Source organism: Agromyces marinus (assembly GCF_021442325.1).
Classification (GTDB): Bacteria; Actinomycetota; Actinomycetes; order Actinomycetales; family Microbacteriaceae; genus Agromyces; species Agromyces marinus.
In genome coordinates, this window is sequence record NZ_CP087879.1 from 2463290 (window position 1) to 2481162 (window position 17873).

Here is a 17873-nt window from a genome sequence, read left to right on the forward strand (position 1 = left end):
GCCGAGGCCCCGGCTGCAACGCAGCCCACCGATCAGGCGTCGGCCTCGCCGACCCGCACCAGGCCACCCTCGTAGGCGAGCACCGCGACCTGCACCCGGTCACGCGCGTCGAGACGCGTGAGCAGCCGCGACACGTACGTCTTGACCGTCGACTCCGAGAGGAAGAGGCGCGAGGCGATCTCGGCGTTCGAGAGGCCGCGCGCGACGAGCCGGGCGATGTCGGACTCGCGTTCGCTGAGGCCGGCGAGCCGCGCAGTCGCCTCCGGGTGCGATGCATCCCCGCGTTCGGCTGCGGCGAACCGTTCGAGCAGTCTCGCCGTGACCGCCGGCGCCAGCATCGCCTCGCCGCGAGCGACCACCCGCACGCCGTGCACGAGGTCGTCCGGCGAGACGTCCTTCAACAGGAATCCGGACGCCCCGGCGCGGACCGCACCGAACACGAGGTCGTCGAGGTCGAACGTGGTGAGGGCGAGCACCCGAGGCGCCTCAGGCCGCGCGGTGATGCGGCGGGTCGCCTCGACGCCGTCGAGCACCGGCATCCGCATGTCCATGAGCACGACGTCGGGCAGGGTCTCGGCGACGCGCGCGACCGCCTCCTCCCCGTCGGCGGCCTCCGCGACGATGTCGAACCCGGCGCGCTCGAGGATGAGCCGGAAGCCCGCGCGCACGAGTTCCTGGTCGTCGACGATGGCGACCCGGGTCCGGGCGCCGTCGCCCCCGGTCATGCGCCGCCTCCCGCAGGCAGCGTGACCCGCACGGCCCACCCGCGACCGTCGCCCGTCGGCCCGGCGGCGAACTCGCCGCCGTACAGCGAGACCCGTTCGCGCATGCCCACGAGCCCGTGCCCCGGCGGCGCGGCGGCGACCCGTCGCTGCGTCGAGCCGGTCCCGACGCCGTCGTCCTCGATCGACACCTCGACACCCGAATCGCCGCAGCCCACCGCGACGACCACGCTCGAAGCGGCCGCATGCCGACGCACGTTCGTCAGCGACTCCTGCACGATGCGGTACACCGCCAACTGCTCCCCGGCGCTGAGCGAGGACGCATCGCCGTCGACCCGGTAGTCGACGGCGAGCCCCTCGGCCCGAGCCTGCTCGACGAGGTCGCCGACCCCGTCGACGCCGGGCTGCGGCGCGAGCCCGTCCTCCTCGTCTTCGCGCAGCAACGCCACGACCCGCCGCACTTCGGCGAGCGAATCCGCCCCGGTCGAGCGGATCGACTCCAGGGCGCGGCGGACGAACACCGGGTCGTCGTCGACCGCCTGCGCGGCAGCCCCGGCCTGCACGACCATGACGCTCACCGAATGCCCGAGGATGTCGTGGAGTTCGCGCGCGATCCGTGCCCGCTCGTCGGCGATCGCCTGCATCGCCGCCTCCCGCGAAGCCGCCTCGGCCTCGGACGCCCGCACCGCCGCATCGACCGCGCGCCGCTCGGAGGTGCGCAGGCCCCACCCGGCGCCGAACACGATGACGAGTACGGCCCAGTGGAAGATCAGCTCGCTCAGTCCCTGCAGCGGCGGCTGCGTGAGGTCGGCCAGGATCACGGTCGCGATGCTCGTGCCGCCGATGATCGTCAGGTCTCGAGACCTCGCGTGCCGCGCGGCCGAGTAGACGGCCAGTGCCAGCGGAACGAGTTGGCCGAAGAAGAGCACCGGGACGGCCCCGCCGGACACGACCGCCGCGACGACCCAGACGGCCGGGACCGCGACCAAGAGGATCGGCTTCGTGCGCCGGAACGCCAGCGCGACGGAGACCAGCATGATCGCCGCGATCGCAACCGCCGATGCGGGTGGCCCCTGGACCGACTCGAACGGCACCAGCACCTCGGCCAAGGCGGCCGCGGCGATCCCCGCCGCGAGGCCGATGTCCTGGGCGAGGTGCCAGCGTGCGCGGCGATCCATGACCAGAGGGTAGCGCCCAGCGCAGTCGCGGCGGTATCACCCGCGGTCGACACCTGCATCCACCGAAGATGACTCCGGCGAGCCCGAACGACCACCCCGGGGCATCCGCTTCGGCACCTCGCACCGATGACCGTGATGCCGGGTGCTCCCTAGCGTTCGAACCGACGCCGCACCGCGCGGCGACGATCGGCCGCATCGCCGGCCGATGCATGAGAGGAGTCGTCCCATGTCCCTTCCCGTCCTTCGCCGCTCCGTGGTCGCGATCTCCCTTGCCGCGGGCGCCGCGCTCGGCTTCGGCGGAATCCTGATCCAGCCTGAGACCCCCGCCGACCCGTCCGACTACGTCGAGTTCCTCGCGACCGCCCCCGCGGCCGTCGTCGGCCTCCAGCTGTTCCTGGTCTCGCAGCTCTTCTGGGCGGTCGGCCTCATCGGCGTGGGCCACCTCGCGGCACGCCGCTCCCCCGTGCTCGGCCTGCTCGGCGCGCTGCTCGCCGGCCTCGGCGCGTTCGGCCACGCCGTCACGGGCGGCGCACGACTGCTGCAGGTCGCACTCGCCGGGGACGGAGAGGCCGACGCCGCACTCGCCGCGTTCGGCGCGAGCGAATCGGGCGTGTTCGTGCCCTACCTGCTGTTCGGGCTCGTCGGCACCGCGCTCGGTCTGATCCTGCTGTCGGTCGCGATCATGCGCTCCCGGATCGCGCCCCTGTGGGTTCCGATCACGCTCATCGCCTGGGTCGTGATCGAGTTCGCGCTCTCCGGCCTGACTCCGTGGGCGCCGTACCTCGCGCTGGTCGTCGGCCTCATCGGCTTCGTCGCGCTCATCGTCGCCGTGTGGCGCAGCGACCTGACGGTATGGAGCACGGAGGCGGAGGCGCGCGCGGCCGGTTCGACAGGTCCGAGCATGCCCGCCGAGCCGGCTGGCGCGACCGACGCGCACGCCTGAGAGCCGACACCTGCTCCGCATCCGATCACGCGGACGCGAACGGCCGCCTCGGGACGGACCCGGGGCGGCCGTTCGCGCCCGAACCGACGAGCGCGGGCGATGCGTCAGCTCGACCGGCGCATCGCCCGGATGCCGACCCAGAGCCCGACGACCGCCACGGCGAGCGCGGCGACCCACCCCCACGCGATCTCGATCGCGCCGAAGTCGCCCGCGAACAGCGCCCGCTCGGCCTGCACGACCCAGTTGACGGGGTTCACCGCGGCGATCGCTCGCATCCACTCGGGGCCGGCGTCGAGCGGCAGGAGCATTCCCGAGAGGATCAGCAGCGGGAAGATGAGCGACTGCTGCACCCCCCAGAACAGCCATTCCCGGTCCTTCGTCGCGAGCGCGAGCGCGTAGCTGAGCGCGCCCAGCCCCACACCGAACACGGCGAGCAGTGCGAGCCCGGCGACGAGCCCGGCCGGGTCGACCCGGAACCCGAACGGCCAGGCGATGAGCACGATCACGATCGACTGGACGACGATCGGCGCGACCTCCTTCAGCGCGCGCCCGATGAGCAGCGAAGCGCGCGAGAGCGGTGCGACGAGGGTGCGCTCGTGCGAGCCGGTCATCATCTCGTACTGCAGGTTGGACCCGGTCGCGCCGGTGCCGAACAGCACGATCATCACGAGCACGCCCGGCACGAACCACTGCAGGGTCGCGCCGGCTGGCTGCCCGGACTGGCCGATGAGCAGCGGCGCGAACAGCCCGAGGAAGACGAGCGGCTGCAGCAGGCTGAAGATGAGCGTGAACGGGTCGCGCAGTGTGGGGCGCAGTTCGCGCACGAACACGTTCTTGGTGTCGCGCACGACGTTCGCGCGCACGGGTGCGGTGGTCTCGGTCATCGTGCCGTCTCCTTCGCGGGCTCGGGTTCGTTCTCGGCCCGGTCGGTCTCGCGGAGCGCGCGGCCCGTGAGCGCCAGGAACACGTCGTCGAGGGTCGGCGGGACGCCGGTGGCCGTGCGGACCCCGAGCCCCGCGGCATCCAGCGCCCTGATCGCGGCGGGCAGGAGCCCGTCGCCGGACGGCGCGGTCACGCTCACGCGTGCGTCGGGGCCGAGGAGCGGCTCACGACCGGTGACCTGCGCGAGGACGGGCAGGGCAGCGGATGCCTCGTCGGCCGAGTCGAACCCGAACGCGAGCAGGTCTCCGGCGAGCGTCGCCTTCAGCGCGGGCGCGGTGTCGTCGGCGATGACCCGGCCCTGGTCCATGACGAGCACGCGCTCGGCGTACCGGTCGGCCTCCTCGAGGTAGTGGGTCGTCACGAACACGGTCGTGCCGTGCTCCTCGCGCAGGCGCAGAGTGTGCTCCCACAGGTTGGCACGACTCTGCGGGTCGAGCCCGGTCGACGGCTCGTCGAGGAAGATGAGCGGCGGCGCGTGCATGAGCCCGAGGGCGATGTCGAGCCGGCGCTTCTGTCCGCCGCTGAGCTGCTGCACGGTCCGGGTGCGGATCGCCTGGAGGCCGAGCGATGCGATGAGCTCGTCGGCCCGGCGGGCCGCGTCGGCGCGACGCATCCCGTAGAACGCGCCCTGGCTGAGCAGTTCGTCGCCGACCCGTTGCGCGAAGCTCCCGCTGGTGAGCTGCCCGACGTAGCCGATCCGGGCGCGGACCTCGCCGGGCTGTCGCCGGATGTCGAATCCGGCGACCCGGGCGGTGCCCTCGGTGGGCGGGATGAGGGTCGTGAGCATGCGGAGGCTCGTCGACTTGCCGGCGCCGTTGGGGCCGAGGAATGCGACGAGCTCGCCGGGAGTCACGCTGATGGACAGGTCGGTCACGGCGGCGACGGGCTGCTTCTTCACCGTGAATCGCTTGGTGAGCCCGTGGGTCTCGATGATCGGTGAGGTGGTCATGAGGCAACGCTAGGAACCTATGCGGACAGTTTTCGTCCTGATTGTTCGGCATGATGGACGCATGGCCGAAACCACCGCGCGTGCGCTGAAGCTCCTCAGCCTCCTGCAGACCCACCGGCACTGGACGAGCGCCGAGATCTCCGATCGACTCGGCATCACCGAGCGCACCGTCCGGCGCGACATCGACCGGCTCCGCGAACTCGGCTATCGGATCGAGTCCTCCCCGGGCGTCACGGGCGGGTACCGACTCGAGGCGGGCAACGCCCTGCCGCCGCTCCTCCTCGACGACGACGAGGCGGTCGCGATCGCGATCGGCCTGCGCATCGCCGCCGAGCAACGTCTCGTCGACGGAACCCAGACCACGCTGTCGGCGCTCGCCAAGCTCGAGCAGGTCCTCCCGCCGGCGCTGCGCCGCCGCGTCGCAGCACTCGGCGAGGCCGTCCAGCCGACACCGGCCACCGGTACCGCCGTCTCCCCCTCGCTGCTCGGCGAGCTCGCACTCGCCTGCCGCGACCACGAACGGCTGCGCTTCGGGTACACGTCGGCGGTCGGCGAGGCATCCGAGCGCCGCGTCGAACCGCACGCCCTCGCGCCCGCCGCCCGCAACTGGTACCTGGTCTGCTGGGATCTCGATCGCGAGGACTGGCGCACCTTCCGCGTCGACCGCATCGAGCGGGTACAGCACACGCGCGTGATCGGCCCGTCGCGCGAACTCGAACCCGCGCTCCGCGACGAGATGGTGCTCGCCGCGTCCTCGTACTCGCCCCAGCGCATCGAGGCCGACGTCGTCATGGACCTCGACTTCGACACGTTCCACGAGCACTTCGGCCACTGGGGCCAGGGCGCGACCCCCGAGGGCTCGGCGCGCACCCGCTGGCCGATCGGCGGCGCCGACTTCCGCGAGGCCCTCTACGGCATGCTCTACATCCCCGAGGGCGTCGCCTTCGCGACCGACTTCCCCGAACCGCACCGCGCCGAACTGCGAGAGGTGCTCGGCCGCGTCATCCGCGCGCTCGACGCACCCGCGCCCGCGCCGGCCGGGTCCGCCGCCGCGAACGCCGGACCGCCCGGCTGACCGGCGTGATCAGCGCTCGTCCAGGCCGCCGCGCGCCTCGAGCCCGAGGTCTGGATGGTCGACGAAGATCCCGTCGACGCCCGTGTCGATGATCGCGCGGAACTCGCCGAGCCAATCGCCCCAGGCCCCCCGCGCGGTTCCCGTCCGGCGCGCGGGGGTCAGGAACCGGTTCTCGGGCCGGAGCGTCCACGTGTAGACCGACAGACCGGCGCCGTGCGCGGCATCCACGAACTCGGCACCCTCCAGGACGCCGGGACCGGCCGCGCCGCGCCGTTGCGGGCCGACGAGCCGCCGCTTGCCGACGCTGACCCCGGTGACGCGCTGCGCGAGGCCCAGCAGGCCCGCCTCGGTCGCGAAGTCGTCGTACCCGACCGCGGACGCTCCGTGCTCGAGGACCAGGTCGAACGGGGCACCGGCGTCCTCGAGGAGGAAGACCCTGGCTCCGCGGATGCCGCGCTGCCGGAGCCGATCGAGCAGCGTCGGCTCGAACGACTCCATGATGAGCCGGTCGCCGCCGCGCCCCCACCCGGCCGCGCCCAGCTCTGCGGCGAACAGCTCGTCGAGGGGCAGCCCGAGCTCCGCGAAATGGCTCGCATGCTTGAACTCGGCGACGAGGCCGATCTCCCGTCCGGACTCGTCGCTCGCGGCATCCAGCAGGACGAGCAGGTCTCGGAACCGGATCAGGGGGTACCGCCCGTCGAACGATGCCGAATGCTGCCGGATCGCGCCGAGCCGCTCGGTCGCGCGCAGGGTCGACAGTTCGGCCCACGTGAAGTCCTCGGTGAACCACCCCGTGAGCTCTCGGCCGTCGACCTCCCGGGTGGTGCGCCGCGACGCGAACTCGGGTCGCGTCGCGACATCCGTCGTGCCCGAGATCTCGTTCTCGTGCCGCAGCACGAGCACGCCGTCGCGGGTCGGGACGAGGTCAGGCTCGACCGCCTCGGCGCCGAGCGCGAACGCGAGCCGGTAGGCCGCCTCGGTGTGCTCCGGCCGATACCCGGACGCGCCGCGGTGCGCGATCACGAGCGGACGCGGGGCGGGGCGGGTCGGCATGGAGCCAGCGTAGCGACGCCGGCACGCGGCATCCGCCCCGCATCGCCCCGGAATTCCGGGCCTCCTCACGGCGTTGTCCCTGCTGGATCCACTAGGTTTGTATGGCGCGACCGCCCCGGTCCGCACGATTCCCCTCCACACGACGAACACAGCCGAAAGCAGAGGAACCACAGCAATGGCTCTGAACAACCCCGCCTTCTCACGCAATGAGGCGTTCACCTCCGGCCAGGGGGCGGTGGCTGTCGCACAGGACATGTCCGCCCAGCAGCTGAACGACCTGTACAGCCAGCCCGCGACCCTCCCCGACCGCGACGTCATGACGATCGAGGACTCGATCGCGAAGTCGGCCGCCGCCTTCGGCGTGCTGCTCGTCGGCGCGGCGATCGGCTGGCTGACCGTGCAGTCCATCCCGTTCCTCTGGATCGGCGCCGGGCTCGTCGGCTTCGTGCTCGCGCTCGTCAACGTCTTCAAGAAGGAGCCGTCGCCCGCGCTGATCCTCGCCTACGCGGGCGTCCAGGGCATCTTCGTCGGCGGCATCTCTGCCTGGTACGAGATGGCCTTCGGCGGCGGCATCGTCGCGCAGGCCGTCATCGCCACGCTCGTGGTCGTCGGCGTCACGCTCGCGCTCTTCGCATCGGGAAAGATCCGCGCGTCGAAGAAGGCGACGAAGATCTTCCTGGTCGCGATGGTCGGCTACCTCGTGTTCTCGCTCGTGAACATGGGCCTCATGCTCTTCAACGTGACCGAGGACCCGTGGGGCCTGCGCGGGGTCGAGTTCATGGGCATCCCGCTCGGCGTCATCATCGGCGTGCTCGTGGTCATCATGGCCGCGTACTCGCTCGTGCTCGACTTCGACTTCATCCAGCAGGGCGTGCGCAACCGCGCCCCGAAGAAGTACGGCTGGACGGGCGCCTTCGGCATCATGGTCACCGTCATCTGGCTCTACCTCGAGATCCTGCGCATCCTCGCGATCACGCGCGAATAGTCGCGCCGACGCAACGTCGCAGAACGGGCCGCTCCCTCACGGGGCGGCCCGTTCCGCGTCTCCCCCGCGCGCCGCGCGCCGCGTCTCGCGCGCCGCCGGCCGCGCTCAGGTCGGCGTGCGGGGCGCCGCAGCGCGGGCGAGCAGCACGGCGCGCTCGCGTTCGTTCGCGGTCAGGCGTGCGGCCTCCGCGAAGGCGGCGCGCGCGTCATCCGCTCGGCCGAGCCGCTCCAGGAGCTCGCCGCGCACGCCGTGGAGCGGGTGGTACCGCGCGAGCCGGCGATCGTCCGCGAGCGCGTCGACGATCGCGAGCCCGGCCTCGGGCCCGTCGGCCATCGCGACCGCGACGGCCCGGTTGAGCTCGACCACGGGCGACGGCGCGACCTCGGCGAGCGCCCCGTAGAGCGCGACGATCGCCCCCCAGTCGGTCTCGGCGACGGATGCCGCGACGGCGTGCTGCTCCGCGATGGCCGCCTGCAGCGCGTACGGCCCACGCCCGCGCCCGATCGCGTCGGCGCGGGCGAGCGCCGCGCGTCCACGCGTGATCGCCGAGCGGTCCCACCTGAGCCGGTCCTGGTCTTCGAGCAGGACCGGATCGCCGTTGGCGTCGATGCGCGCCGGGAAGCGCGCGGCCGTGAGTTCCATGAGCGCGACGAGCCCGTGCGCCTCGGGCTCGCGCGGCACGAGCGCGGTGAGCACCCGGCCGAGCCGGAGGGCTTCGCGACCGAGCTCGGGCCGCATGAGGTCGGGCCCCGCCGAGGCCGAATGCCCCTCGTTGAAGATCAGGTACAGCACCCCGAGCACGGTGCCGAGCCGCGCGGCGAACTCCTCCCGCGGCGGCACCTCGAACGGCACGCCCGCCTCGCCGAGCGTCTTCTTGGCCCGCACGATGCGCTGCTGCACGGTCGAGACGGGCACGAGGAACGCCCGTGCGATCTCCTCGGTCGACAGGCCGCCCACGACGCGGAGCGTGAGCGCGACGCGCGCTTCGCGCGAGAGCACCGGATGGCACGACACGAACACGAGCCGCAGCACGTCGTCGTCGATCGCGTCGGGGTCGTAGGGCAGCTCGCCCGTGGCATCCGTCGCCTCGGCCCGCTCGCGCTCGAGGTCGTGCGCGATCGCGGCGAGCCGCTCGTCGTACCGCTCGCGGCGGCGCCACCCGTCGATCGCGCGGCGCTTGGCGACGGTCGTGAGCCACGCGCCGGGATTCGACGGGATGCCGGAAGCCGGCCACTGCGCGAGCGCCTCGGCGAGCGCGTCCTGCGCCAGGTCCTCCGCGAGCGCGAAGTCGCCGACCGTGCGGGTGAGCGTCGCGACGATCCGCGCCGACTCGATGCGCCACACGGCCGCGACCGTGCGCCGGGCCTCGTCGGCCCGGCGCACCTCGGCGGCCCCGCGCGCCCGCGCGTCATCCGCTTCGGGCTGCTCCGGCCCGCCGGCACCCGCTCCGGCCGTCACGAGCGGATGCCGCGGCTCACGCCTTCGCGGCCCGCTGCGCCTGCTCCTCGCGCCATCCGGCCTCCTTCTGGATCCACTCGTTGTCCTGCGGGAACTCGTCCATCTCGTTCACGCGGCGAACCTCGAGGAAGGCGCCCGGCCCGAGCGGGCAGCGCTTGGCCCACTCGACGGCTTCCTCCTTCGAGGCGACCTCGATGATCCAGAAGCCGTTGAACAGTTCCTTGGTCTCGCCGTAGGGGCCGTCGGTCACGAGGGGCTCCTCGTTCGAGTAGTCGACGACGAACCCCTCGCTCGCGTCGGAGAGCCCCTCGCCGGCGAGCAGCACGCCCGCGTTCATCATCGCCTCGTTGTAGCGCCCCATCGCCTCGATGACCTGCTCGAAGTCGAGCTCCTGATACGCCTCGACGCCGCGGTCATCGGCCCGCATGATCAGCATGTACTTCGGCACGGTCTGCTCCTGTCGTGTGGGGGTCGCGTTTCGACCCTCTCACTCCGGACGTCGAACGGGAAGGGGGCGGATCGACACGCGACGCACGGTTTCGCTCGACCGGCGGATTGCGACCGCGCCTTCCGTTCAGACCAGTCGCCGACTAGTCTGAACCCATGAGCACCGTCGGCGCCTACGAGGCGAAGACCCACCTGCCCGCGCTGCTCGAACGAGTCGAGTCGGGCGAGCAGATCACCATCACGCGCCACGGAACGCCCGTCGCCCGACTCGTTCCAGCGCACCCCGAGGTGGCATCACCGGCCGACACCATCGCAGCTCTGCTCTCCTCCCGCGTCGGGTCGAGCCTCGGCGCCGACCTCCGCGCGCTGATCGACGAAGGCCGCGCGTGACGGGCGCGTTCGTGCTCGACGCATCGGTCGCGCTCAGTTGGTGCTTCGAAGACGAGGCCCGACCCGAGTCCGATGCACTGCTGCACCGTGTTGGCGGGAGCGGCGCGATCGTCCCGGTCATCTGGGAGTTCGAGGTCGCGAACGTCCTCGCCGTGGCCGAACGACGAGGGCGCCTGAGCGAAGCGGAGGTCACTCGGCGCGCGGCGCTGCTCCGGTCACTCCCGATCCACATCGTGCGCGATCTCGACACCGGTTCGCTCCTGCAGACGGCGCGCGCACACGCGCTCAGCGCGTACGACGCCGCCTACCTCGTCGTCGCCGAACGCGAGGGGGTGCCCCTCGCCACGCGCGACGCGACGCTGGAAGCGGCTGCCCGCGCAGCCGGGGTGGTCACCCTTCCCGCCTAGCGCGAGTCGGCGCGGCACGCCGCGTCTTCCGCACCGGCCACCCGACGACGGAGGGCGCGGACCCCTCGGTCCGCACCCTCCGGCTCAGGTCGCGCGCTCGCGCGACCTCACTCCCACTCGATGGTCCCAGGCGGCTTCGACGTGACGTCGAGCACGACGCGGTTGACCTCGCGCACCTCGTTGGTGATGCGGTTCGAGATCTTCGCGAGCACGTCGTAGGGCAGGCGGGTCCAGTCGGCCGTCATCGCGTCCTCCGATGAGACGGGGCGCAGCACGATCGGGTGACCGTAGGTGCGGCCGTCGCCCTGCACGCCCACCGACCGGACGTCGGCCAGCAGCACGACCGGGCACTGCCAGATCTCGCCGTCGAGGCCCGCCGCGGTGAGTTCGGCGCGCGCGATGGCATCCGCTTCCCGCAGGAGCTCGAGCCGGTCGCGGGTGACCTCGCCGACGATGCGGATGCCGAGGCCGGGCCCGGGGAACGGCTGGCGCCCCACGATCGCCTCGGGCAGGCCGAGTTCGCGGCCGATCGCGCGGACCTCGTCCTTGAAGAGGGTGCGGAGCGGCTCGACGAGTTCGAACTGCAGGTCCTCCGGAAGACCGCCCACGTTGTGGTGGCTCTTGATGTTCGCGGTTCCGGTGCCGCCGCCCGACTCGACGACGTCGGGGTAGAGCGTGCCCTGCACGAGGAACTGCACCTTCTCGCCCGACGCGGCCGCCTCGGCGACGAGGTCGCGCTCGGCCTGCTCGAAGGCGCGGATGAACTCGCGCCCGATGATCTTGCGCTTCTCCTCGGGGTCGGTGACGCCCGCGAGCGCGGCGAGGAACGTGTCGGCCGCGTCGATGGTGACCAGGCGTACGCCGGTCGCGGCGACGTAGTCCTGCTGCACCTGCTCGCGCTCGCCCTTGCGGAGCAGCCCGTGGTCGACGAACACGGCCGTGAGCTGGTCGCCGACGGCCTCGTGCACGAGCGCGGTCGAGACGGCGGAGTCGACGCCGCCCGAGAGCGCCGAGATGACCCGGGCGCTGCCGACCTGGGCGCGGATGCGCTCGACCTGCTCGGCGATGACGTTGTCGGGGTTCCAGTCGGCGGGGATGCCCGCGGCCTTGTGCAGGAAGTTCTCGATGACGTCCTGTCCGTACGGCGAGTGCTTGACCTCGGGGTGCCACTGCACGCCGTAGAAGCCCTGCTCGTCGTTCGCGAACGCGGCGACGGGCGTGGTCGCGGTCGAGGCGAGCACGTCGAAGCCCTCGGGCGCGACGGCGACCGAGTCGCCGTGGCTCATCCACACGGTCTGGTGCTCGGGCTGCCCGCCGAGGAGCGCGTTGCCGTCGTCGACGCGCACGGTCGCCGCGGTCGAACCGTATTCGCGGTGACCGGTGTGGGCGACCTCGCCGCCGAGCTGCTGCGCCATGACCTGGAAGCCGTAGCAGATGCCGAGCGTCGGCACCCCGAGCTCGAGGATGCCGGGGTCGAGCGACGGGGCGCCGGGCTCGTACACCGACGACGGCCCGCCCGAGAGCACGATGCCGATCGGGTCCTTCGCGCGGATCTCGTCGGCCGTGATCGTGTGCGGCACGATCTCGGAGTAGACGGATGCCTCGCGCACGCGTCGTGCGATCAGCTGCGCATACTGCGCGCCGAAGTCCACGACGAGCACGGGTCGCTGCTGGGTCTCGCTCACTGGGCGGCCTCCACGGGCTCGGAATCGGATGCGGTGCTCGCGACCTGCGCTGCGGCATCCGCTTCGCGCGTCTCGAGGTAGGTGCGGACCTCACGGCCGACGCGGGCCTCGAGGAAGAACGACAGGAACGGCACGATGCCGCCCGAGGCGAGGAGCACCAGGCGCGGGAACCGCCAGCGCATGAGGCTCCAGAGGCGGAAGTTGCTGAACAGGTAGACGACGTAGAACCAGCCGTGCGCGATGAGGATGCCGGTCGAGAGGTTCACGCCGATGCCGGTGGACTCGAGGCCCTGGGTGGTCTCGATGACCGGTTCGAGCGAGAGCACCCCGCCGGGGCCGAAGGCGTACAGCTCGAGGTGCCAGACGTACTTCAGCAGCATCTCGGCGCAGAGCAGCAGCAGCATGACGCCGGTGATGACCGAGGCGACCATGTAGAACTTCAGGGCGCCGCGGATGCGCGGGAAATCTGCCGGTTTTGGCGCGAGGGGCATGGCGTCAAGTCTACGTGGCGTGCGGCTGGGGGAATTCCGGATGCCGCTCGGCGGCAGGCCCGTCGGGGCGGCCGAGTCCGTCGAGCATCCGGGCGAGCGTGGTGATCGCGTCGTCGATCGCGCGTTGCGGGTCGTCGGCGCCGGCGCCGGCGATCGCGACCTCGTTGAGCGCGCCCGAGATCATCGTGGTGACCGTGGGAACGGAGTGCGTGCGGATGACGCCGGCGCCGACGAGTTCGGCCACGCCGTCCTCGAGCAGCAGCGCGCTCGAGTCGAGGTCGCCCTCGCGCCAGTCGCCCCAGCCGAGTACGGCCGGGCCGTCGACGAGGAGGATCCGGCGGACCTCGGGCGCGAGGCTGGCCTCGAGGAAGGCGCGGCAGCCGGCGAGGAACGGAGCGGGTGCGGGTTCGCCTCGTTTCTCCGAGCGTGCGACGTCGCGTTCGACGGCCTCGGCGACGGAGGTCTGCGCCCGCTCGACGACCGCGGCGAAGAGGCCGTGCTTGCTTCCGAAGTGGTGGTAGAGGGCGCCGCGGGTGAGGCCCACCTCGGCGACGAGGTCTTCGAGGGCGACCCCGGCGTACCCGGAGTCGGCGAAGTTCCGGGTCGCGACGCGCAGGATCTGCTCGCGCGTGCGTTCCCGCTGCTCGGCCTTGGTGGGCATCCGTCCTCCGACCCTTGACATACACACCGTATGTCACTCATGCTCGAGACACATACACACTGTACGTATCCATGGAGGGAACGACCATGCTCACCTCGAGCTACCCCGTCCTGTGCACGGACGACGTCACGGCGAGCGCACGCTTCTACGTCGAGCACTTCGGCTTCGAGTCCACCTTCGACTCCGACTGGTACATCAGCCTGAAGCACCCCGCGACCGGGACCGAACTCGCGCTGCTCGCCGCAGACCACGCCTCCATCCCCTCCGGGAACGGCGTCCCCGCCCGAGGCGTGCTCGTGAACCTCGAGTTCGACGACGTCGACGCGCTCGCGAGCCGACTCGCCGCCGCAGGCGTGCCCGTGGTCCAGGAACTGCGCAGCGAACCGTTCGGCCAGCGTCACGTGATCGTGCGCGACCCGGGCGGCGTGCTCGTCGACTGCATCACCGAGATCGAACCCGATCCGGAGTTCCTCGCGGCATTCGGGCGCGCGGACTGATCCCTCGCGCCCGGTGGGTGGCCGGGCCGTCAGTCGCGCGGCACGGTGAGTCGCGAGATCCGGTCAGTCGCGCGACCCGGTCAGTCGCTCGACCCGGTCAGTCGCTCGACCCGCCGACGGCCACGCCCTGCTCGGCCGCGGCGAGCTCGGCCTCCTCGCGCTCGCGCTGCACCGCGTCGAGCACGAGGCGGTACCAGAGGAACACCGCGAAGCCGGCGAACAGGACCCACTCGACCGCGTAGAAGACGTTCAGCCAGTTGAGTTCGCCCTCCTGCACGGGCGGCGGCGACACGATCGCGTCGAGGCCGGTGACGGGCTCGGCGGCCGTGACGTACCCGAAGTACACCGGCCGGTCGTCGTAGTCCGACCACACGTTGATGAGGTGCGCGACCGCGACCGTCGTCATCGACTGCGGGTCGGCCCCGTCTTCCGGGAGCACCGGCGCCTCGGACGGCAGGAACCGCCCCACGATCTCGACTTCGGCGCCCGATGCGGCTGCGGCATCGATCGCATCGAGCGCGGCACGCGCCGCACCCTCGTCGGCGGCCCAGCCGAACGCCACCGGCAAGCCGCCCGGCGTGCCGTCGGTGACCTCGAGGTGGGCGACCACCCACCAGCCGGCCGCACCGTCGTTCAGGCGGCCTTCGACCAGCACGGTGTCGCCGGGCACGATCGTGCCGCTGACGGCGACACGCTGCCCGGTCGCGGCCTGCGGCGTCGGGGCATCGGGCTCCACGAGTCCCGCGAACGGGCGCACCTGCTCGGTGGGCTGCACCTCGACCGTCGCCTGTTCGACCGCTCGCTCGACCTGCCACTGCGCGAGGAACGCGAATGCCGCGGCGACGCCGAGGGCGGCGAAGAGGGCGAGCACCCATCGCGGGCGCAGCATCATCCGGAGCATGTCGTCCGTGATTCTAGCCGCGCGCGATGCGTGGATCCTGCACGCCGGCCGCCGAGGCTCCTCCGGCGCCGGCCGGCCGACCGCCGCCCGGCTAGTCGACCGCCACGATGTCGGGCGCGGCGAGCCGCACGCGATCGGCGGACTCGTCGTCGGGCTGCTCCTGCGACGCGCGCTCGGCCTCGACCCGCTGGACGTACCGCTCGACCTCGAGCTCTTCGCGCGCGGCATCCCAGCCGAGCACGCCGCCCATGAGCTTCGCGGCGACCGGCGCCGCCGAGACCCCCCGATCCCACGCCTCGATCGAGATGCGCGTGCGGCGCGCCAGCACGTCGTCCAGGTGCAGCGCACCCTCGTGCGAGGCCGCGTAGACGACCTCGGCCCCGAGGTAGTCGTCGGCACCGGGCAGGGGTTCGCCCAGCTCGGGGTTCGCCCGGATCAGGTCGAGCAGCTCATCGGTCATCGTGCCGTAGCGGTTCAGCAGGTGCTCGATGCGCACCTTGTGCACGCCGAAGGCCCGCGCGATCTTCCCGCGCTTGTTCCACGCGGCCTGGTAGCCCTCGGCGCCCAGCAGCGGGATGTCCTGCGTCGTCGACGCCGGAACCCGTCCGTCCATCGCGTCGGCCGCGGCGTCGATCGCATCCTTGGCCATCACGCGGTACGTCGTCCACTTGCCGCCGGCGACCACCACGAGGCCCGGCACGGTGTGGGCCACGATGTGCTCGCGCGAGAGCTTCGACGTCTGGTCGCTCTCGCCCGCGAGCAGGGGCCGGAGCCCGGCGAACACGCCCTCGACGTCTTCCCGCGTGAGCGGGATGTTCAGCACCGCGTTGACGTGCTCGAGCAGGTAGTCGATGTCGGCCGCGGTCGCCGCGGGGTGCGCCTTGTCGAGGTTCCAGTCGGTGTCGGTCGTGCCGATGAGCCAGTGCCGGCCCCACGGGATCACGAACAGCACGCTCTTCTCGGTGCGCAGCAGCATGCCCATGTTCGACTGGAACCGGTCGCGCGGCACGACGAGGTGGATGCCCTTGGACGCGCGCACCTTGAACGTGCCGCGTTCGCCGACCATGCGCTGCGTGTCGTCGGTCCACACGCCGGTGGCGTTCACGACCTGCCTGGCGCGCACCTCGAAGTGCTCGTCGGTGTGCAGGTCGTGCGCCTTGACGCCCACGACGCGCTGGCCGACCTTGACGAACCCCTCGACCTTGACGCGGCTCGCGACGTGCGCGCCGTAGAACGACGCGGTGCGGGCGAGGGAGGCCACGTACCGGGCGTCGTCGACCTGCGCGTCGTAGTACGTGAGTCCGCCGACGAGCGCCCCGGGCGAGATGGACGGCGCGGCCCTGAGGACCTGCCGCTTCGAGAGGTGCCGGTGGTGCGGAACGCCCGGCGGCCGCCCGCCCGTGTAGCTGAAGAGGTCGTACAGCAGCATGCCCGCGCCGATGTAGAAGCGCTCGACCAGGGGCTTCTTCAGCGGGTACAGGAACCGCACCGGCTTGACCAGGTGCGGTGCGATGCGCTGGAGCAGGAGTCCGCGCTCGATGAGCGCTTCGCGCACGAGGCGGAAGTCGAGCTGCTCGAGGTAGCGGATGCCGCCGTGCACGAGCTTCGACGATCGACTCGAGGTTCCCGAGGCCCAGTCGCGCGCCTCGAGCAGCCCGGTCGAGAGCCCGCGCGTGACCGCGTCGAGCGCGGCGCCGGTGCCGACGATGCCCCCGCCGACGACGAGGACGTCGAGCTCCTTCTCCTTCAGGCGCGCGATCGCCGCCTCGCGTTCACCGGGTCCGAGCTTGGTCGAACGCGTCACCGACTTCAGTCTCGCCATCGTCGCTCCCCATCCCGGGCGGACCGTGGCTTCCCCGCCCCGTCCTCACCACGCTACCCGCAACCCCCGACGGGTGTCACGGCCGACGGCCGAACGAGCCGGGCCGGCGGCAACGAACGAGCCGTGCCGACGGCTACTGGGTGGCGGCCCGGTACGGCGCGACGACGACCTCGACCCGCTGGAACTCCTTGAGGTCGGAGTACCCCGTCGTGGCCATCGAGCGGCGCAGCGCGCCCACGAGGTTCGCGGTGCCGTCCGCAGCGGATGCCGGCCCGTACAGGATCTCCTCGAGCGGGGCGACCTGGCCGACCTGCACGCGCTCGCCGCGGGGCAGCTTCGCGTGGTGCGCCTCGGGCCCCCAGTGCCATCCGCCGCCGGGGGCGTCGGTCGCGCGAGCGAGCGCAGCGCCGAGCATGACGGCGTCGGCACCGCACGCGACGGCCTTGACGATGTCGCCGGACCGGCCGACGCCGCCGTCGGCGATGACGTGCACGTACCGGCCGCCGGACTCGTCGAGGTAGTCCCGGCGTGCGCCCGCGACATCCGCCACGGCCGTCGCCATCGGCGCGTGGATGCCGAGCGTGCCCCGCGTGGTCGAGGCGGCACCGCCGCCGAAGCCGACGAGCACGCCGGCGGCGCCCGTGCGCATGAGGTGCAGCGCCGCGGTGTAGGTCGACGCGCCGCCGACGATGACGGGCACGTCGAGTTCGTAGATGAACTTCTTCAGGTTCAGCGGCTCGGCGTTCTTCGAGACGTGCTCGGCCGAGACGGTCGTGCCGCGGATCACGAACAGGTCGACGCCCGCCGCCACCACGGTCTCGTACAGCTCCTGCGTGCGCTGCGGCGAGAGGGCTCCGGCGACGGTGACGCCGGCCGCGCGCACCTCCGCCAGGCGCGCGGTGACCAGTTCCGGCTTGATCGGCTCGGAGTACAGCTCCTGCATGCGCGAGGTCGCCTGACCGGCATTGAGGTTGCGGATCTCGGCGAGCATGGGCTCAGGATCTTCGTACCTCGTCCAGAGGCCCTCGAGGTCGAGCACCCCGATGCCGCCGAGACGGCCCATCATGATGGCCGTGCGCGGCGAGACGACCGAGTCCATCGGTGCCGCCAGGAACGGGATGTCGAACTGGTACGCGTCGATCGACCAGCCGACCGAGACGTCCTCAGGGTCGCGGGTGCGCCGGCTCGGCACGATGGCGATGTCGTCGAACGCGTAGACGCGGCGGCCCCGCTTGGAGCGGCCGATCTCGATCTCCTGAGTCACCCG

Annotated in this window: 19 protein-coding genes; 6 read left to right on the plus strand and 13 right to left on the minus strand. The window is 72.1% G+C overall.

Annotated elements, in window-relative coordinates:
• Nucleotides 1-32: 32 nt before the first annotated feature.
• Nucleotides 33-725 carry a response regulator gene (locus DSM26151_RS11400; RefSeq protein ID WP_234659660.1) on the minus strand — a complete coding sequence of 231 codons (693 nt, stop codon included), beginning with the start codon at nucleotides 723-725 and terminating at the stop codon, nucleotides 33-35.
• The gene (locus tag DSM26151_RS11405; RefSeq protein ID WP_234659661.1) at nucleotides 722-1900 is read right to left on the minus strand and encodes a sensor histidine kinase; all 1179 of its coding nucleotides are present in this window, start codon (nucleotides 1898-1900) and stop codon (nucleotides 722-724) included. Before DSM26151_RS11405 ends, DSM26151_RS11400 begins: the two co-directional genes overlap by 4 nt.
• Before the next feature lie 226 nt (nucleotides 1901-2126).
• On the opposite strand from DSM26151_RS11405, the gene DSM26151_RS11410 reads away from it, so the two are divergent.
• Nucleotides 2127-2843 carry a hypothetical protein gene (locus tag DSM26151_RS11410; protein ID WP_234659662.1) on the plus strand — a complete coding sequence of 239 codons (717 nt, stop codon included), beginning with the start codon at nucleotides 2127-2129 and terminating at the stop codon, nucleotides 2841-2843.
• 104 nt (nucleotides 2844-2947) lie between these two features.
• Here the strand turns inward: DSM26151_RS11410 and DSM26151_RS11415 are convergent, their stop codons facing one another.
• On the minus strand, nucleotides 2948-3727 hold the full coding sequence (locus DSM26151_RS11415) for an ABC transporter permease (RefSeq protein ID WP_234659663.1): 780 nt from the start codon (nucleotides 3725-3727) through the stop codon (nucleotides 2948-2950).
• Nucleotides 3724-4734, minus strand: coding sequence for an ABC transporter ATP-binding protein (locus DSM26151_RS11420; protein WP_234659664.1), 1011 nt, complete (start codon nucleotides 4732-4734; stop codon nucleotides 3724-3726). The genes DSM26151_RS11415 and DSM26151_RS11420 overlap by 4 nt, the downstream gene beginning before the upstream one ends.
• Before the next feature lie 61 nt (nucleotides 4735-4795).
• Between DSM26151_RS11420 and DSM26151_RS11425 the strand changes: the two genes are divergently transcribed.
• A complete protein-coding gene (locus DSM26151_RS11425; protein ID WP_234659665.1) occupies nucleotides 4796-5809 on the plus strand; it encodes a helix-turn-helix transcriptional regulator in 1014 nt (337 codons plus the stop codon).
• Between the two features lie 9 nt (nucleotides 5810-5818).
• Here the strand turns inward: DSM26151_RS11425 and DSM26151_RS11430 are convergent, their stop codons facing one another.
• Nucleotides 5819-6862: a glycerophosphodiester phosphodiesterase family protein gene (locus tag DSM26151_RS11430; RefSeq protein WP_234659666.1), complete on the minus strand. Its 1044-nt coding sequence runs from the start codon at nucleotides 6860-6862 to the stop codon at nucleotides 5819-5821.
• Between the two features lie 175 nt (nucleotides 6863-7037).
• Here DSM26151_RS11430 and DSM26151_RS11435 point away from each other — a divergent pair, with 175 nt between their 5' ends.
• On the plus strand, nucleotides 7038-7847 hold the full coding sequence (locus DSM26151_RS11435) for a Bax inhibitor-1/YccA family protein (protein WP_234659667.1): 810 nt from the start codon (nucleotides 7038-7040) through the stop codon (nucleotides 7845-7847).
• A gap of 105 nt (nucleotides 7848-7952) precedes the next feature.
• On the opposite strand, the gene DSM26151_RS11440 is transcribed toward DSM26151_RS11435, so the two are convergent.
• Nucleotides 7953-9230 carry an RNA polymerase sigma factor gene (locus DSM26151_RS11440; protein ID WP_234661884.1) on the minus strand — a complete coding sequence of 426 codons (1278 nt, stop codon included), beginning with the start codon at nucleotides 9228-9230 and terminating at the stop codon, nucleotides 7953-7955.
• Nucleotides 9231-9321: 91 nt separating this feature from the next.
• Entirely contained in the window at nucleotides 9322-9753 is a 432-nt protein-coding gene (locus tag DSM26151_RS11445; RefSeq protein ID WP_234659668.1) for a YciI family protein, read from the minus strand.
• 155 nt (nucleotides 9754-9908) lie between these two features.
• Between DSM26151_RS11445 and DSM26151_RS11450 the strand changes: the two genes are divergently transcribed.
• Together DSM26151_RS11450 and DSM26151_RS11455 are read left to right on the plus strand one after the other, a co-directional pair.
• Nucleotides 9909-10142, plus strand: coding sequence for a type II toxin-antitoxin system Phd/YefM family antitoxin (locus DSM26151_RS11450; RefSeq protein ID WP_234659669.1), 234 nt, complete (start codon nucleotides 9909-9911; stop codon nucleotides 10140-10142).
• The gene (locus DSM26151_RS11455; RefSeq protein WP_234659670.1) at nucleotides 10139-10549 is read left to right on the plus strand and encodes a type II toxin-antitoxin system VapC family toxin; all 411 of its coding nucleotides are present in this window, start codon (nucleotides 10139-10141) and stop codon (nucleotides 10547-10549) included. Before DSM26151_RS11450 ends, DSM26151_RS11455 begins: the two co-directional genes overlap by 4 nt.
• A 107-nt stretch (nucleotides 10550-10656) precedes the next feature.
• Here DSM26151_RS11455 and guaA read toward each other — a convergent pair whose 3' ends face one another.
• The 3 genes from guaA to DSM26151_RS11470 are packed head-to-tail and all read right to left on the minus strand — an operon-like array spanning nucleotide 10657 to nucleotide 13386.
• Entirely contained in the window at nucleotides 10657-12234 is a 1578-nt protein-coding gene (gene guaA / locus DSM26151_RS11460; RefSeq protein ID WP_234659671.1) for a glutamine-hydrolyzing GMP synthase, read from the minus strand.
• Nucleotides 12231-12725 (minus strand): DUF3817 domain-containing protein, encoded by a 495-nt coding sequence (locus DSM26151_RS11465; RefSeq protein WP_234659672.1) that lies wholly within the window; start codon nucleotides 12723-12725, stop codon nucleotides 12231-12233. Before DSM26151_RS11465 ends, guaA begins: the two co-directional genes overlap by 4 nt.
• A 10-nt stretch (nucleotides 12726-12735) precedes the next feature.
• On the minus strand, nucleotides 12736-13386 hold the full coding sequence (locus tag DSM26151_RS11470; RefSeq protein WP_234659673.1) for a TetR/AcrR family transcriptional regulator: 651 nt from the start codon (nucleotides 13384-13386) through the stop codon (nucleotides 12736-12738).
• 71 nt (nucleotides 13387-13457) lie between these two features.
• On the opposite strand from DSM26151_RS11470, the gene DSM26151_RS11475 reads away from it, so the two are divergent.
• Nucleotides 13458-13883 (plus strand): VOC family protein, encoded by a 426-nt coding sequence (locus DSM26151_RS11475; RefSeq protein WP_234659674.1) that lies wholly within the window; start codon nucleotides 13458-13460, stop codon nucleotides 13881-13883.
• Between the two features lie 97 nt (nucleotides 13884-13980).
• Here the strand turns inward: DSM26151_RS11475 and DSM26151_RS11480 are convergent, their stop codons facing one another.
• From DSM26151_RS11480 to DSM26151_RS11490, 3 genes are all read right to left on the minus strand, one after another.
• On the minus strand, nucleotides 13981-14784 hold the full coding sequence (locus tag DSM26151_RS11480) for an SURF1 family protein (RefSeq protein ID WP_234659675.1): 804 nt from the start codon (nucleotides 14782-14784) through the stop codon (nucleotides 13981-13983).
• A 91-nt stretch (nucleotides 14785-14875) separates the two neighbouring features.
• Nucleotides 14876-16606 carry a glycerol-3-phosphate dehydrogenase/oxidase gene (locus tag DSM26151_RS11485; protein WP_234659676.1) on the minus strand — a complete coding sequence of 577 codons (1731 nt, stop codon included), beginning with the start codon at nucleotides 16604-16606 and terminating at the stop codon, nucleotides 14876-14878.
• Nucleotides 16607-16739: 133 nt separating this feature from the next.
• Nucleotides 16740-17870 (minus strand): GuaB3 family IMP dehydrogenase-related protein, encoded by a 1131-nt coding sequence (locus DSM26151_RS11490; protein ID WP_234659677.1) that lies wholly within the window; start codon nucleotides 17868-17870, stop codon nucleotides 16740-16742.
• Between the last annotated feature and the right edge of the window lie 3 nt (nucleotides 17871-17873).

Bases quoted from the DNA above. Each gene is read 5' to 3' on its own strand.
- DSM26151_RS11400 (WP_234659660.1), bottom strand. From the start codon at position 725: ATGACCGGGGGCGACGGCGCCCGGACCCGGGTCGCCATCGTCGACGAC.
- DSM26151_RS11405 (WP_234659661.1), bottom strand. From the start codon at position 1,900: ATGGATCGCCGCGCACGCTGGCACCTCGCCCAGGACATCGGCCTCGCG.
- DSM26151_RS11410 (WP_234659662.1), top strand. From the start codon at position 2,127: ATGTCCCTTCCCGTCCTTCGCCGCTCCGTGGTCGCGATCTCCCTTGCC.
- DSM26151_RS11415 (WP_234659663.1), bottom strand. From the start codon at position 3,727: ATGACCGAGACCACCGCACCCGTGCGCGCGAACGTCGTGCGCGACACC.
- DSM26151_RS11420 (WP_234659664.1), bottom strand. From the start codon at position 4,734: ATGACCACCTCACCGATCATCGAGACCCACGGGCTCACCAAGCGATTC.
- DSM26151_RS11425 (WP_234659665.1), top strand. From the start codon at position 4,796: ATGGCCGAAACCACCGCGCGTGCGCTGAAGCTCCTCAGCCTCCTGCAG.
- DSM26151_RS11430 (WP_234659666.1), bottom strand. From the start codon at position 6,862: ATGCCGACCCGCCCCGCCCCGCGTCCGCTCGTGATCGCGCACCGCGGC.
- DSM26151_RS11435 (WP_234659667.1), top strand. From the start codon at position 7,038: ATGGCTCTGAACAACCCCGCCTTCTCACGCAATGAGGCGTTCACCTCC.
- DSM26151_RS11450 (WP_234659669.1), top strand. From the start codon at position 9,909: ATGAGCACCGTCGGCGCCTACGAGGCGAAGACCCACCTGCCCGCGCTG.
- DSM26151_RS11465 (WP_234659672.1), bottom strand. From the start codon at position 12,725: ATGCCCCTCGCGCCAAAACCGGCAGATTTCCCGCGCATCCGCGGCGCC.
- DSM26151_RS11470 (WP_234659673.1), bottom strand. From the start codon at position 13,386: ATGCCCACCAAGGCCGAGCAGCGGGAACGCACGCGCGAGCAGATCCTG.
- DSM26151_RS11475 (WP_234659674.1), top strand. From the start codon at position 13,458: ATGGAGGGAACGACCATGCTCACCTCGAGCTACCCCGTCCTGTGCACG.
- DSM26151_RS11480 (WP_234659675.1), bottom strand. From the start codon at position 14,784: ATGCTCCGGATGATGCTGCGCCCGCGATGGGTGCTCGCCCTCTTCGCC.
- DSM26151_RS11485 (WP_234659676.1), bottom strand. From the start codon at position 16,606: ATGGCGAGACTGAAGTCGGTGACGCGTTCGACCAAGCTCGGACCCGGT.